At 56.7% G+C, this 14,109-nt stretch carries 12 protein-coding genes and 2 pseudogenes; 7 read left to right on the top strand and 7 right to left on the bottom strand.

Features of this window, described 5'->3' with window-relative positions; translation table 11 throughout:
• Window positions 1-28: 28 nt before the first annotated feature.
• Window positions 29-442 carry a very short patch repair endonuclease gene (locus BSY16_RS31315; RefSeq protein WP_083242791.1) on the bottom strand — a complete coding sequence of 138 codons (414 nt, stop codon included), beginning with the start codon at window positions 440-442 and terminating at the stop codon, window positions 29-31.
• Between the two features lie 280 nt (window positions 443-722).
• Between BSY16_RS31315 and BSY16_RS00950 the strand changes: the two genes are divergently transcribed.
• Entirely contained in the window at window positions 723-1,292 is a 570-nt protein-coding gene (locus BSY16_RS00950) for a tyrosine-type recombinase/integrase (protein ID WP_069057935.1), read from the top strand.
• Window positions 1,293-1,324: 32 nt separating this feature from the next.
• Here the strand turns inward: BSY16_RS00950 and BSY16_RS00955 are convergent, their stop codons facing one another.
• Window positions 1,325-1,735: a DUF6626 family protein gene (locus tag BSY16_RS00955; protein WP_069057936.1), complete on the bottom strand. Its 411-nt coding sequence runs from the start codon at window positions 1,733-1,735 to the stop codon at window positions 1,325-1,327.
• A 120-nt stretch (window positions 1,736-1,855) separates the two neighbouring features.
• Here BSY16_RS00955 and BSY16_RS00960 point away from each other — a divergent pair, with 120 nt between their 5' ends.
• From BSY16_RS00960 to BSY16_RS32245, 4 genes are all read left to right on the top strand, one after another.
• The gene (locus BSY16_RS00960; RefSeq protein ID WP_069057937.1) at window positions 1,856-2,326 is read left to right on the top strand and encodes a hypothetical protein; all 471 of its coding nucleotides are present in this window, start codon (window positions 1,856-1,858) and stop codon (window positions 2,324-2,326) included.
• A gap of 782 nt (window positions 2,327-3,108) precedes the next feature.
• On the top strand, window positions 3,109-4,851 hold the full coding sequence (locus tag BSY16_RS00965; RefSeq protein ID WP_069057938.1) for a hypothetical protein: 1,743 nt from the start codon (window positions 3,109-3,111) through the stop codon (window positions 4,849-4,851).
• A 66-nt stretch (window positions 4,852-4,917) separates the two neighbouring features.
• Entirely contained in the window at window positions 4,918-6,174 is a 1,257-nt protein-coding gene (locus BSY16_RS00970) for a hypothetical protein (protein ID WP_069057939.1), read from the top strand.
• A gap of 44 nt (window positions 6,175-6,218) precedes the next feature.
• Window positions 6,219-6,356, top strand: coding sequence for a hypothetical protein (locus BSY16_RS32245; RefSeq protein WP_171902369.1), 138 nt, complete (start codon window positions 6,219-6,221; stop codon window positions 6,354-6,356).
• Between the two features lie 330 nt (window positions 6,357-6,686).
• Here BSY16_RS32245 and BSY16_RS00975 read toward each other — a convergent pair whose 3' ends face one another.
• The gene (locus BSY16_RS00975) at window positions 6,687-7,496 is read right to left on the bottom strand and encodes a DUF2958 domain-containing protein (RefSeq protein WP_069057940.1); all 810 of its coding nucleotides are present in this window, start codon (window positions 7,494-7,496) and stop codon (window positions 6,687-6,689) included.
• A gap of 314 nt (window positions 7,497-7,810) precedes the next feature.
• On the bottom strand, window positions 7,811-8,257 hold the full coding sequence (locus BSY16_RS00980; RefSeq protein ID WP_069057941.1) for a DUF6641 family protein: 447 nt from the start codon (window positions 8,255-8,257) through the stop codon (window positions 7,811-7,813).
• A gap of 76 nt (window positions 8,258-8,333) precedes the next feature.
• On the opposite strand from BSY16_RS00980, the gene BSY16_RS00985 reads away from it, so the two are divergent.
• Window positions 8,334-8,684: a hypothetical protein gene (locus tag BSY16_RS00985; RefSeq protein ID WP_286157165.1), complete on the top strand. Its 351-nt coding sequence runs from the start codon at window positions 8,334-8,336 to the stop codon at window positions 8,682-8,684.
• 159 nt (window positions 8,685-8,843) lie between these two features.
• Here the strand turns inward: BSY16_RS00985 and BSY16_RS33220 are convergent.
• Window positions 8,844-9,155: pseudogene (locus tag BSY16_RS33220) on the bottom strand (flagellin); the annotation flags it as partial.
• A gap of 801 nt (window positions 9,156-9,956) precedes the next feature.
• Window positions 9,957-10,523, bottom strand: a pseudogene (locus BSY16_RS33225) (flagellin N-terminal helical domain-containing protein); the annotation flags it as partial.
• Between the two features lie 271 nt (window positions 10,524-10,794).
• Here BSY16_RS33225 and BSY16_RS00995 point away from each other — a divergent pair.
• Window positions 10,795-12,453: a recombinase family protein gene (locus BSY16_RS00995; RefSeq protein WP_069057944.1), complete on the top strand. Its 1,659-nt coding sequence runs from the start codon at window positions 10,795-10,797 to the stop codon at window positions 12,451-12,453.
• A gap of 11 nt (window positions 12,454-12,464) precedes the next feature.
• On the opposite strand, the gene BSY16_RS01000 is transcribed toward BSY16_RS00995, so the two are convergent.
• Window positions 12,465-13,850 carry a tyrosine-type recombinase/integrase gene (locus BSY16_RS01000; protein WP_171902370.1) on the bottom strand — a complete coding sequence of 462 codons (1,386 nt, stop codon included), beginning with the start codon at window positions 13,848-13,850 and terminating at the stop codon, window positions 12,465-12,467.
• Window positions 13,851-14,109 lie beyond the last annotated feature (259 nt).

Raw genomic sequence — 14,109 nt, forward strand, 5'->3', positions numbered from 1 at the left:
GAAACCGATTTGTCTACAAAAAAGAATGCTACTTTGCGGGTTTTTGGGACTGTAACGACATTATGAGGTTTTCAGTGGCCGACTTGAGTTCGCATTGCCAAACAACGAAAACTGCCCAACCTCTCTCTCTAAGCAAATTGATGTTCCTCGCGTCGCGATCGACATTGTTTTTCAATTTTGCATCCCAAAATTGTTGATTGCTTGTCGGAGGTCTTCCACGCGAGCAGTCGTGCCCGTGCCAGAAACACCCATGTACGAAAACGACGGTTTGAAATTTCCTTAGGACGATGTCGGGTTTGCCCGGCAGTTCTCGGCTATGTAAACGAAAGCGAAAACCGCACCGATGGAGTGACGAGCGGACATAGAGCTCGGGTGCAGTGTTTTTGCTATCTATCCGAGACATGACGTCCGAACGCTTTTCTTTGGAAAACTTATCCGCCATTCAAGTGCCTCCGAGGTTATGAAATGCCGACGGAACATCGGATATTCAAGAAGGCGGACGAGGAACGGCGCATAGTTGTTGCGATTTCAGCATTGGAATCGCAGGACGCCATGCGAGCCCCCATTCCTAAGAAAATACGCATTTTCTGAGATTTCGGCCCGAAACGGCCCTTAGCCATTGAGCCCGCAGAGCAATTTCGGCAACGCAATGGACGCTCGCCCTTTCCGCTCATCGGCAACATAACGAACGGCATGGAAATGCTGTCTTTTATGAGGTTCTGATGAAGCAAGCTCGAGTTTTGACGGATGCGGAATTCAAGCGGCTGCTCGCGGTGGTCGCGCAGATGAAGCACGCGGGACGCAACCGGCTGGCATTGATGCTGTCGCATCTTGCAGGACTGCGCGTCGGGGAAATCGCCGCGCTGACCTTGTGCGATGTGGTTGATGGTGAAGGCAAGGTGCGCGAGCAATTACGTCTGAGCGCGGAAGTCACCAAGGGCGGGCATGCTCGTGTCGTGTTCCTGAATGAGAAGCTGCGCCGGGAAATCGAAAAACACAGGGATGAGTGGTCCCAGGATCGGCTGGCCGATGCTCCCTTGCTGTTGACGCAGAAACGCACGGCATTTTCCGCGAACACGCTCTGCCAATTGCTGGGACAGCTTTACCGGAGTGCCGGTCTCGACGGGGCTACGTCGCATAGCGGTCGCCGCTGGTTCATCACGAGGCTCGCACATTCGGGTGTCAGCCCGAAGGTCATTATGACTTTGGCGGGCCATCGCAACCTCACCACGACACAGCGGTATATCGACGTGCGCGACGAGATGATGAAGGCGGCGGTCGATTTGCTGTAACCGAGTTGTCGGGACACACGACCGCTCGTCTGTCAGGGCATGACCACCCGGCCGCGCGCCAGCCAGCCCGAAAGCTTTTCTCTCAAGGATAGCGGAATGCTGGAGAGGCGTTGTCGCGGTTCATCCCGAACCGATTCTGTTGTTCGATGCCGAGATACCCACTCCAGCATATCGGCGCGGTGTTTGCGGTCGCGTTCGTGCCGTGTCGCTTCCTCGTGAAGCCCTGCTAATGCCGCATTGTCACCGGCAACACCATCTTGGAGCTGCCCGGCAAGATGGGTAATGACCTCATCCGGCACCTTCCGATCCCGCGCACTCATCGACGTGAGATAGCTTGGCCCCTTGCCGAGCATCCGCGCCGAAAAGTCGGCCTTACTCTGTACTAGACCCACCTGCTGCATGCGCTCGCAGACGGTTTCCAGAAATTCGATATCGCTGACCATGGGCTCCTCCTTAAATACCTGCGGTTCTGACCTGTTTGGCGCAGACTTCTGCTGCTGACCGCTAAATAGCTGAACTATTTATTGAAAATATGCTGCTGAAGGAGCAGCAGGGAGAAATGCATGGCGCAGGCGAAGGACAACAATTATCGCGAACTGCGAGACGCTTATGTGGAACTCATGGCGAAAACAATTCGGCCCAATGGCTTCCTGACATTGGTTACGAATGATGAGGGCTCGATAGCGAGTATCAGGAAAGATCTCAAAAACCTGCTTGCACGTATCGATTGGGCGCTACTCGGACCGAAGTGGCAGAAGCGACCTAAAGACGAGCGCACCGAAGGTGTTTTCGTTTTGGAGCACGTCGAGGGCAAAATCCACGCTCACGGCATACTAAGACTGCCGGCTCATAATGAGGATGACATTCACATGATCATCGGCACCTATTGGATGGCGCTTTGTCCCGGCGGAAACTCCAAGCTACTGCCTATCGGAGATGCCGAGCGACGCGCACGCTATTGCACGAAAGAAATGTCATTGCCGTGGTTCAGCGGCGATCAGGTCGTCTGCACCTGGGACTTTATGAACCGATAAGTCATCTTTGTATGTCTCCGGCGCGGTTGCAACGCTATGCGCATAGGAGGCTACAATTCTGGTAGGCCTCCTGCTGCTCTGTTTGCAGAGCGGCAGATGTAGTCTACCAGCAGATGACAAGGTTCAAGAGAACCAAAGACGCCTTAGAAATACATACACAGACCCTGATACGGTCGAAGACGACAGACGCTCAGATACTGAGACTATCGAAAACCCCACCTAAGTAACGGCTATTCTGCGCACTGTTCTTTCGCAGAAAACTTCCTTTTAGAGGAACACAAGGCCATTTTCCCCTAATATTTCAATGAAATTAACTAATTCTTTACTATTCGTATTGACAAATTCCAGCCTCTCCCGCATATCACCGCCCATCGTGGCTCCGGCTTATTGCCAGCCGGGGAGACCGTTCATGCGTCAGCAGAGCGGGAAGTGGAACGGGGCGGTTTAAGCTCCAAAACCAACCCATGTTGCAGCCTTTGGGCAGCTTCCCTGTTTTGCACCAGGCGAAGCCGGTTTTCACCAGCATCATGGGGCAGGCAGGTGCAGCTCCGAGAGGGGCGCGGTTCAAAAATAGCAGTCAAAATTTCCATCCGCGCGTGGTTGGAAAATCTGTCCCCCGGCAGGGGCTACCGGAAACGGTAGGAACCGTCAGTATAGAGGCGGCACCAACAAGAGACCGTTCTGCGATGCGGCTCACCAAACCCGGATAATTCCGGGGGGTGAGCCGTTGTGCGCAAACAGGAAGACGCCGCGGCTCACCTTTCGATCTGAAAGGTGACATCATGTCCACGAAACTCGAAACTCTCTCTTCGACCTCCGGCGCGGCTATTGCGGCTGCAAGCAAGCCCGATGTCCAACTCGTCTTTACTGATATCCCGCCGCTGGGAACCAATCCGAATGCCGCCGATGCGGAAAAATGGCAGAAGGCCACTACAGCCTGTGCCGGCGACACCATCACCTTCGCAGACAAGAAGCGGGCCGCCACGCAGCAGACGCTCGTGATGATCGTTATGGATGCTCAGCTCCATACGTTTGCCTACTACGAGACCAAACTCCGAGAGGCCGGGCTGGGCCTGCCGCAAAAGAAGGAAGTACTGACTTATGCCATCGCATGGCATCTCAGGCTCGACGTTTCCGATACGGACAAGAAGAAAGCCGCCGACAATTCCAAGGCGCTCAATCGCCTTGCTTCGGCAGGCCGCCGGCTTATCGCCTTTGGCCGCAAGGAACTCGGGGTGCAGCGCGGCAATATCGCCGTCAGCTACGATGCGAAAGGCGTTTCCACGCTCTTGAACATCGTCGTGCGCGAGCATGGCATCAATGCGATGGCGCTCGCTGGCGCGGATATCGATAGTACGAAGCTCAAGCCTATCGAGCTTTCAGCCGATGCGCTCTCCTATCGTCAAGCAAAGATGCTGGAGGACAAGCTTTCCGACGAAAACCAGATCGTCTTCGCGGTTGCGCAACCAGACACCGATGGGAAGATCACAGTCAAGCAGTCGCTGTCGCTACCTTCGGACGCTATGGCGCTGATCTATCCGCAGTTGAAGCTTGCCGATCAGCGCATCCGCTTCCTGGCGGAATTGTTCGCCGTGGGCGAGGCTGTTGTCGAAGAGAAGACCGATTATCTCGTTAATTCGGAGACGGACGATCCAAACGATGCTTATGCCCCGCGCCGCCTGGCATCGCGCCAGTACGTGTTTCACCCGGACGGGACAATAACCGTATCGCCGATCTTGCGGGATACCAGCGTGATCGTCGTCATCCGGCCGAAGCTCGATCTGCTGGGGACCACCATCAAGGGACACGTAAAGTTCCAGACCTACGGGCGCCGCCGCGCTGCAATCAACATTGCCGGTTCACGGCAAGACGCCTTCGACTTCACATGGGCCGATGCGGGTGAAACCGAAGGTGTCGGGCGCATCAAGCTCACGACGCCCGTTGCAAAAATCGACGCCGACAAGACCAAAGACGTTGGGATGCTGATCGAGCTTGTTCGTTCGAAACCGGAAAACTTCCCGCTGGCCGTCGAGCCGACGTTTCGTCCGAAGGTCGATCTCGGTGTTGTGCCGGAACTTTTGGAAAAGATGAAGGCGGTGTCACGGTCAGCCAAAAACCTGCTGAAAAACAGCATCCCGGTCATGATCCATGTCGATGGCGAAAAGCTATCGATCTCGGGCTATTCGAAAGCGGAAGACACACCGATCGCGGCAGTCAAGGGCAAGGGACGGATCGACGTTCGCCCTGACGATTTTATGGCGGTTACTGCTGCCATCAGCAGTATCGAGGTTCAAGACGAAATCAGTGTCGCCGTCGATCCCGACATGTTGGTGATCTCGTTCCAGACAGAGTTCGCCACCTACGGCATTCATATTCCCACGACATTGCAAGGGCTGGCTCGCTCGAACCGGCGCATTCTCAAGCTCGCTCCGGTGGCATGGCCTGAATCGGAAGACGGTGTGAAGCCCGCACTGGTTTCCAACGGCGATAATCTCGCCGGCGGTGACAACTCCTCCGGGGCATGATCACCGCAACCGGGAGCCTCGCTCCAGGTCATCCCCTCATTTTCTTCCTCTGAAAGGAACTTTTCGATGAATTTCGCAAAGCTATGGGCGGATTATGCCCTCTATCTGCCGGCGCCCAGCCAGAACTATGCGCATTTCGCGGCGAAAATCGCGACAGCGGAGCTATCGACGCGGTTGCCACACGGAATAAAGCCGCGTGATTTCGATTTTCTCTCTTCGAAGAACAAGCTGTTTCACTGGCCGAATGCGCTCTATAGCGCCGCCTTCGCAGTCGGTGACAAACAGTCCGACATGATCGGCACGCGGGATCGCAGTGAGAGCTTCGTGCTCGGTGATAGCGGCGGATTTTCATTGATCAGTGGGGCCGTAAAATTCTCTCAGGTCTCGTTCCGCAAGGAGGTACTGCTTTGGCAGGAGCAATGCTGTGACGTCGGCATCATCCTCGACGTTCCAACACGCAGCCTCGATGTAGCTCAAAGCGGTGTCGCTTCCTTTGACGAGTGCCTGAGCCGAACCAAGGACAATCTAAAATTCACCACGGAGAATCGCGCGAGCACAAGCCTTCGCCTGCTTTCCGTCTATCAGGGCCGCAACCACAAGGAAGCAAAGCTTTGGTGCGACGAGATTTCCGATCTGCCGCTTGAAGGATTGGCAATCGCCGGACACACGCGGCTGGACATGTGGTTTTGGGCAAAGCGGTTTGTCGAAATGCTCGATGCGGGCAAGTTCGATCATGTCACCCACATCCATTTTCTCGGCACCAGCCAGCCGAGCTTTGCCGTCCTTGCAACCGCTCTGCAACGCGCGTTGCGGAAATATGTCCGCAATGACATTGCCGTCAGCTTCGATAGCTCCCTCGGCTTTTCCATCGCACAGCGCAATGGACAGATCACAACCGGTCTGACCGCGACGGACAGCGGCTTTCGGCTGACCAGCCACACATTGCCTGCCCGTGGCGGCGAGTTCAATCCGGGGGCTCCGTTTCCCTATCGTGGGCCTTTGGCCGACTTGTGTTCGAACGGGGACTTCATGCCGGGCACCGATCCGGCCAAGGCCGCAACCGATACCGTCGGCAACATGATGATATCCAACCACGCCGTCTACAGCGAGCTTTCCGCCATTCTGCAAGCGAACCGCCTTGTAGATATGGCGCAGCAAGGCAAGAATTCCGTCGTGCCCTACAGTATTCATCGATGCATTCAGTTGTTGGACGAGGCATTTGCCGGGACGGTCTCTGGCAAAGCGCTCACGAACCTACGCAAGATCATGACGAAGAAGCCCCTGGAAAGTGAGGACGAGATTGATCGGGTCGATGCCGAATAAATCCTACGGTAACGGTCTCTTGCCAGTTCTAGAGAGGAAAAATCATGACCCTCAAACTTAAAAACTGGGATGCCTTTCTCCGCGACTTGGGGTGGCTGGAGCGTCTTGACGATAACCTTGTAAATTCACCGGTCGGGTGTGGTGTCGCGTTGGCACCACACCCACGAAAACTGGCCGTTTGACGACGGTCTTGATCTGGATAACCTCATCCAGGAGCTTTCAGAATTCGCCGTAGAGTATCCAAGTAGCTGGACGTTTCTACATCATCCGGACGATGTCGGTCTCCTTCCAGATCAAATATTGAATGATTGGAAGCTGACATCGCCCAACGGGGTTTATCTCCGCTGTTCTGTGGACGGTAGTTACGATGCGAACCATTGGTTCGCCGCGATGTTTGCTGATGATAGACAAGGTAGGAATGCAGCCACGTTGTTCAAGCTTGCACTTCCCGATTGATAACGAACTCCGCGGTTGCCCCCGACCGTGGGGCTCTCTTTCACAAAAAATGCCGCCTATAGCGTTCGGCTGTCAGCCAAATCATGCGGTGCCGTCTGCGAAAAGAAATAATCGTCATAGATCGACTGAGCGAGTAGCGTATTCCAGGCTGGATTTTCCCGGCACGCCCGATCGAAAATGCTGCGCACCGCTTTCGATGAGGGCAGGGCTGTGAGCCGGGACACACGGCCAGTCATCGGCAAGACAGCAAGCTCCGGCTCTTCGACAATCCTGTCGGTCATCTCGGCAGTCTCCAGATACGCACTGATCGGCATGGAAGCCGAGAATGCTTCGTCGCGGACAAGCTCGATGCCGAGCATCGGGCGCAAAGCCATGATGTCGGAAATCCATAGCGGCTGAAATACCGGCCCAGCATCGGTGAGATTATGCAGGGCATCGACGGCATGACCACATAGCCGGCTGCGGGTCAGCAATACGACGGCATCGCCATTCGGATCGTAGAGCCGAGCGACCGGCGGGAAATTTGCCTTCGGCCGCGCATGCCATTGAAGGCGGCGCAGTAGCGTTTGCGGGAACAGCCGTCGATACCGGCCCGGCTCGTCCATCTCGTATACGGTGACGGATTTGCCCTCGGTCAGCGCGAACAGCAAGATCGCCCGCCATGACAGCGTCGATAGATAGCTTCGATGGAAAAGCTCGCCATCGACCTCGTAGCGAAGGTTCAGCGATGTGCCTTTGCGCTTGATCCTGTAGAGACGTTCGGACTCAACATGCAGGTCGGTCGAAAACAACATGGCGAGGTCGATTTGCGCTTGCTCGATCCATCCGCGATTGTCGGCGTCTCCGTCATATTGCTGGCTGTGCATTCTGTCCCCGCTTCGGCCTCGGCGGGAACAAAGTTCCAGATGACGCAAAGGTCGAGTGAAGAGTGCTGCCGGCGGGGCATCGGCCGGACATGCGCTGACCGACGTTGCTGCTAGCGGCAACGCGTGTCGTGCAGACGCACAGGAGCGTCAAGGAGCGCGGCGAAGGACGAATATGCATGCAACAGCGCGGAGACCCCGGCGCGCGTCCGTGAAGCTCTTTGATAGCGTTCCGGCCCGGCCGGAACGCACGAAGGCCATGGGATCATTTATGATCCCATGGCCTTCGGATGTCTGGCCAGCAAAAAGTGTGCGGTTTACTTCGGCTTGCGCAGCATCTGGCCGCGCTCGGCGGCAGCGTCCGCCAACTGCGCGTCAAGCTCGCCGGCGCGGACAGCTTCGACCAGCGTCTCGATGACCTTCGGCAGCGCAGAAAGCTCGCCAGCCTCGATGGCGTTCTTGTCCTTGGCGAAATCGATGGCCTTTCCGGCATAGCGGATCGCGAAGAACACCTTGCCGTTGCCGTCGGTGAACCAGCCCTGCCGCACGCGCTTCAGCGTTTCAACCTCGACGCGGACGCCCTCGACATTCTTCTTGCGCACGATATGCGTCGGCGTGAATGCCTGACCGGCGATCTTCGCCTCGGCCATCTGCTTCTGCTCGGAGAGCGCCGCGACCATCTTCTCCCGCGCACGCTGCACCGGATCGACGACTGCGCGAACCGGAACTGCGGAGGTGAGCTTGAGAGCCTTGAGGTGGGACATGCTGTGATCCTTTCCGAAACCGTTGAACGTGTTTCCCGGATACAGCCGTCTGCCAAAAGGGCGAGCCTCGAATGACATGAGCACGATAGAAAAATCAGAAATTCCTAAAAGATGCACACTTGAAACACGCACAGCGGGATCTGATATAAATGAGGCATGCAACTTTGGAGATTATTTAATGTCAAGTAATAGTAAGCAAACGTCTTCCGGTATCGCATCCAAAGCAGCTTCCACGCTGAGCGATCCGAATGCATCGGCAACTGCCAAGAGCTTGGCCGCATCGGCTTTGGCGCAGTCGGGGACTGGAAAGCAGACTGGTGCAGAAATGGAAGATAAAGCAGCCCGCGTCTTGGCCAGCACCAAATACAGCGATGAGACGAAGGCCCTTGCCGGCTCGGTGTTGTCGCAGTCCAATAAATCGCGTTGAGAAGACCGGACGCCGTGATTTTCCGGGTGCCGTGCGGTGGCCGGCACTCGGGAGCGCCGGGGCCGTAGTGCAGACAATAGATATTTCTTGCAATTTTGGCGTGCCTCGGCAAACGGAACCGGAGGCGTTTCTACGCAGTGGCGCTTGAGGGGATTACCTTTAGCGGAACAACTGCATAATATTTTCGGCGTTGCGGTTGGCGATCTGCAAGGACTGGATGGCGAGCTGTTCCTGCGTCTGGAGCGCCTTGAGCCGTGTCGATGCCTCGTTCATGTCGGCATCGACAAGACGGCCAATGCCCTTTTCGATGGATGCCATCAGGACTTGCGCGAACTCGCTCTGCATGTCGATGCGGGTCTTCACCGCGCCGAGGGTGCTGGCACCGGATATAATCTTCTCCAACATTGCATCAACGCCGAACAGATAGTTATCGAGATCATTGGCGGGATCGGTGATATCGACGTCGAGAATGTCGAAATCCGGCGCGGGGCCGAGATTGTCGCTGACATTGCCGATCCGCATATAGGCCCGGCTTCCTGCGTTCGGATACAGCGTCTTGTCGATGTCGAAGACGATGCCGCCTGGTATCGGTGTGGCATCCAGGCCGTGCCCCTCAAGAGCATAGTCCAGCAGGGCTGCAAAAGCTCCCTCAGACGGAATTCTGCCATCGGTCGTTCCCATCACGAGATCGACCATATCGCGTGTGACGGTGATTGTCGTTGCCGGATCGCTGCCCACCTGAATGTCAAAGCTGAACTGGATATCGCGGTAGATCGTAAAGTGCCCGCTGAAGCTGAAGCTCCATTGCGGATACTGGTTGTTGAGTTCGGACAGCGGTGTGTTTTCCAGACCAGCACCGAAGCTGCCCGAACCGAAGTTCGACGTGACGCCGGTAATCTCGGTACTCGATCCGGGCAGGCCGGTCGTTTCCTCGCTTGAGATACCCAATTTATTGCCACCGGCCCATCCGGCAGAAGCCGGGACAGCATTGGCAGTGAATACATAATCGAGGATGGCACCATAGTCCTGCGCAGTTGCCACGATGCCATCGCTCGTACCAAGCGCGGCATCGACAACCGCCCGGTCGATCACCAGCGTATGGCTGACGCCGGGTGCAAGCGGGCTGTCATCGACCATGACGCCCAGGGTGATCGTGTCGGCGGCTCCGAGCGTGAAGGGGCCGGAGAAAGCATAGTAGCTTTGAGCCCGGCTGCTCTGCTGGTTGGTGTTTGCGCCGTGAAACCCGCCGATATCACCGAGCGAACGGATATCCTTCTGTAAGGCCCCACCGCCACCGACGTTGAACAGGCTGAGGTTGGCCATGTCGATTTCCGTAGTGCCGACATGCACATTTCCACTAGCGGAGCGGATGAAGGATGACGTGATGCTGGTCGGCAATCCCGATAGCTCGTTGAGGTCCTGCGGAGCATCCGTGTTCAGCCAGTTGACGCCGTTAAAGCTGGCGGATGTTGCGATTGAAACGAACTGCTCCTTGAACTGGCCAAGCTCGGTCTGGATTTTCGCCTTGTCCACGCCGTCTTCCTTGGCGGCAACGAGCTTTGCCCGGAATTCTCCAAGCACGTCTATGGTAGCATCGAGCCCCGAATAGGCGACATCGATCTTTGCAGCACCAAGCCCGAGCGCATCCGAGACAGCCGAAAGCGCGATGTTGTCGGAGTGCATCGTCGTGGAGATCGACCAATAGGCAGCATTGTCGGCTGCGATCTGCACGCGGAGGCCAGAACTCACCTGCCGCTGCGTCTCGGCCATGTTACTGCCGATCGTGCGCAGCGTTTGCAGCGCGGCCATTGCGGAGGTGTTCGTTAGAATGCTGGTCATGCAAGAAGCCTGCGGTGATGCTCCCCGTCAGCCGAACCAGCGTCCGCTCAAGTTGCAATGCACTCAACCCGCGTTAACGCTTCGTTAACCATTGCGGCGTCACAACCGTTGTTGAGAGCTGTGGTGATTTGCGTCGGCTTTCTTCCGATCCCGACACCTCCTTTCCGCTAGCCGCAGCCTTACGCCGGTGCAGCCATTTGCACCCCGCGCTCCCTCATGCTCGCCCGCCCGATAGCCCCATGTTAGCGGATCGCAACATGAGGAGGCCGTCATGGGCACCGAAGACAGCAACAGCAGCACCTTTCCGATCCGGGCTTACTCCTACGTCCGTATGAGCACCCGCAAGCAGCTTCGCGGGGACAGCCTGCGCCGGCAGCTTGAGCGGTCGAAGGCGTTTGCGGACGAACACTCTCTGCTTCTGGATGACAGCTTGCAGGATCTGGGCGTCAGCGCATGGAAGGGCAGGAACTTCAAGACCGGCGCGCTCGGCCGGTTCCTTGCGATGGTCGAGAGCGGACAAATCCCAAGGGGCAGCTATCTGCTGATCGAGAGCCTCGACCGGCTATCGAGGGAAGCCGTGCCGGATGCGCTGACGCTGTTCATGGCGATCATCAATGCCGGCATCGTCATCGTAACATTGGGTGAGGACCGACAGGTTTACAGCCGCGACCGGCTCAACGGGGATTGGACCAAGCTGATCATCGGACTTGCGGTCATGTCGCGCGGTCATGAGGAGAGCCAGACGAAAAGCGAGCGCATCAGCGCGGTCGCCAAACGCAAACGGGAACTGGCCCGCGAAGGTAAGGGCCATATCACCAGCATCACCCCCGGATGGATCGATGCCAAGCGGATCGACGCTAACCGCTACGAGTTCACCCTGAACCACCATGCCGTAACGGTGAAGACCATCTACGAGATGGCGACGCGCGGGCTCGGTGCGACGGTGATCGCGCGCAAGCTCAACGCGGATGGCGTTCCCGCGTTCAAGAGCAAGGACGGCTGGTATCAGAGTGTCATCAAGGCGCTGCTCACCCGGCAGGATGTCATAGGAACGTTCCAGCCACATCGGATCGTTGATAGAAAGCGTGTGCCGGATGGAGATCCGGTTGCCGATTATTTCCCTGCTGCCATCGACAAGGATTTGTTCCTGCGGGTGCAGGCCATGCGGCGCAATCCGGGCAAACCCGGACGCAAGGGCAACACGTTCGCCAATCTTTTTACCGGGCTCTGCCACTGCGCGCATTGTGGTGGGCCGATGACGATGAAAATGAGCCGGGTCAAGGGCAATGAAAACGGCCGGTATCTGGTGTGCGCGAACTATGTTCGCGGGCATCGCTGCATCGATGGCAACCGGCATTTCCGTTACGAGCCGCTGGAGGCGGCTATCCTTGATCACGTCACGGAAATCAATCTCGCGGAAACGCTGCAAGCAGCACGGCTCGATGACAACGTGCGGGAACTTGATGAGACAATTGCTGGTCTGTCGCTGCAACTGGAGGAGCTTCGGCGGAAAGAGCAGCGGCTGGCGCAGATAGTCGAGGATGATACCGAGCCGCCAGACGCCATTGTGGATCTTCTGAAAATCCGACAGGGCGAACGGCAGGCTGTCGAAGCCGAGCTACGACACCAGCAGGCCGAAAGAAAGCGCGGATTAATTCGGCAAGAAAGTCCTACTGAAACATGCGATTGCATCGGCAGGCTGCGTGACGCATGGGAGCAAGCCGACGGCGCTACTCGCTATGACCTTCGCTCAGAGGCGCATGCGGCTGTAAGGGAAATCATCACGGAAATCAGTTTCGACAGTGGTGATTGTTCCGCGACGTTGATCGTGGAAAACGGCATCGTCGTGCATCGGTTTACCGATGGTCGCGCCTCCCACCGACATCAAATGTGGTGCGCGATGCCAGTGACGATAACGCGAGCCGCTTGATACGATTTTTACTACGCGCCCTGCCCGCCGTATCTTTGCGAAAGTTTGTCAGCGGTGCGCACAGTGGTCGCTCCGGCTTTCAACTCGGCCAAGCGTTTTTCCAACAAAGCGATTTCATCATAGGTCTCGTCGTCCAGCAGCTTCGGCTCCTTCATCAAGTCCTCCTCGCCGGGGCGGAGGAAGTCCTTGATCTGCTCGGTGTTGACCTGAGCGTAGTGCTTGTCGATCATCGAAATTGAGGTGCGGGTGTTGCGGGCGACGTGATGGATCGAAACGTTGTTCGCAAGCATCTGCGAGATGTAGAAGTGCCGGAATGAATAGGCAGTTCGCTTGACGCCTCGGTTATCGTATTCCAAATCGGCCGCTTTGAGCAGGGCGTTCAAGCCGCGCTGGAACGACAGGACGGACTTGCCACTTGCATCCGCAAAGACAGGATCGTCATCGGTGGGTTCACGGCCTACCTCGTTGACGAATAGGTTCCACAACATATGGAGCGCCTGGATCGCGCCGTGCAGCGGTACGGCGTCGCCATGTTTGCTTTTTCCATGAACCTGTAGCCGGGCATCCTGTTGGAAGAGGGGAAGGTCTTTCGTATCGCGGTAGCGGAGGATGTTGCTCCATTTGAGGTTTTTTGCCTCCGTGGGGCGCAGGCCCGAACTAGCCATGAACTCTATATAGGCGTGCAGACGAACGCGATCTGAGCGCACGCGGCTGGTAAGCGTGCTTTGCGTCCAGACCCGACCGTCTTTCGCCTTGATGAGCCTCACCGATTGCTGAGGCTCGCTGATCCTCTCCAAGCTCTTGCCGAGCAGACGTTCGTATTCCTCCGGTGCGAAACCGGGTCGGCGCGTGTCGGGCTTTTTCTTCGCTCTGACAGCAGGAATGATAATGGGCTTGCAATAGCCCCATTTCGCTGCCTGCTCGAATAGCTCACGGATGATCACCATCTCGCCCTTGACCGTGCTCAAAGCTGCGACCTTCCGCGGCGCAGGGCGAATGAAGACCCGGCCGTCTTCGCGTTCGCATCGGATTTTCTGAATGTGAATGCCGGGACCAGCCGTCCAATAGGTCTTGCGCCATTCCAGGTATCTTTCGATATCGGCGGTGGTGATCGTTTCTATGGCGCGATCACCGAAGTAGCCGACAGGAAAACGTCGAATGATCGGCGGCCAATAAATCGGGTGATATTTGCTGCGTTCGTCACGCTCGGCCTCTGCGACGACTTTTTCGATGAACTCTTCCGCCACCTCGACAAAGGAGCGGCTATCCAGCGAAAGGCCCTGTTTGTTGCGAAAGCTCTGCTCGTGCCAGATTTCGTAGGCGCGTTGCAGCGCCTCTTCCTCGTTTGCGGTTCCCAGCGTCCTTTTGTATTGCTTGCCGCCGAGCGAATATCGCATCGACCAGTTCCGCGTACCTTCTCGCTGGAAGAGCGAAAACGGGGTCTTCTTCGTTGAGGCCGGGCTTTGCAGCATAACGTGGGGCACCTTTCGAGTTGCTATGGTCGGTGCGCTGCGCTGAAACTGCGCTAGCGACGTGTCCAGGCTCCGGAAGGCTACCTTGAAATCATTGAAGAATTCCCAAGCGCATGCGCTACTGAGCTAGGACTGAACTAGCTTATTTCCACCCCATGCGAGGACAAGAAAAAACTGATAAATC

Origin of the sequence: Sinorhizobium sp. RAC02 (assembly GCF_001713395.1) — a bacterium.
In the GTDB taxonomy this organism is placed as follows: Bacteria; Pseudomonadota; Alphaproteobacteria; order Rhizobiales; family Rhizobiaceae; genus Shinella.

What these genes read in the sequence shown, in the direction of transcription:
- BSY16_RS31315 (WP_083242791.1), bottom strand. Translation starts at nt 442, where the DNA reads ATGGCGGATAAGTTTTCCAAAGAAAAGCGTTCGGACGTCATGTCTCGG.
- BSY16_RS00950 (WP_069057935.1), top strand. Translation starts at nt 723, where the DNA reads ATGAAGCAAGCTCGAGTTTTGACGGATGCGGAATTCAAGCGGCTGCTC.
- BSY16_RS00955 (WP_069057936.1), bottom strand. Translation starts at nt 1,735, where the DNA reads ATGGTCAGCGATATCGAATTTCTGGAAACCGTCTGCGAGCGCATGCAG.
- BSY16_RS00960 (WP_069057937.1), top strand. Translation starts at nt 1,856, where the DNA reads ATGGCGCAGGCGAAGGACAACAATTATCGCGAACTGCGAGACGCTTAT.
- BSY16_RS00965 (WP_069057938.1), top strand. Translation starts at nt 3,109, where the DNA reads ATGTCCACGAAACTCGAAACTCTCTCTTCGACCTCCGGCGCGGCTATT.
- BSY16_RS00970 (WP_069057939.1), top strand. Translation starts at nt 4,918, where the DNA reads ATGAATTTCGCAAAGCTATGGGCGGATTATGCCCTCTATCTGCCGGCG.
- BSY16_RS32245 (WP_171902369.1), top strand. Translation starts at nt 6,219, where the DNA reads ATGACCCTCAAACTTAAAAACTGGGATGCCTTTCTCCGCGACTTGGGG.
- BSY16_RS00975 (WP_069057940.1), bottom strand. Translation starts at nt 7,496, where the DNA reads ATGCACAGCCAGCAATATGACGGAGACGCCGACAATCGCGGATGGATC.
- BSY16_RS00980 (WP_069057941.1), bottom strand. Translation starts at nt 8,257, where the DNA reads ATGTCCCACCTCAAGGCTCTCAAGCTCACCTCCGCAGTTCCGGTTCGC.
- BSY16_RS00985 (WP_286157165.1), top strand. Translation starts at nt 8,334, where the DNA reads ATGAGCACGATAGAAAAATCAGAAATTCCTAAAAGATGCACACTTGAA.
- BSY16_RS00995 (WP_069057944.1), top strand. Translation starts at nt 10,795, where the DNA reads ATGGGCACCGAAGACAGCAACAGCAGCACCTTTCCGATCCGGGCTTAC.
- BSY16_RS01000 (WP_171902370.1), bottom strand. Translation starts at nt 13,850, where the DNA reads ATGCGATATTCGCTCGGCGGCAAGCAATACAAAAGGACGCTGGGAACC.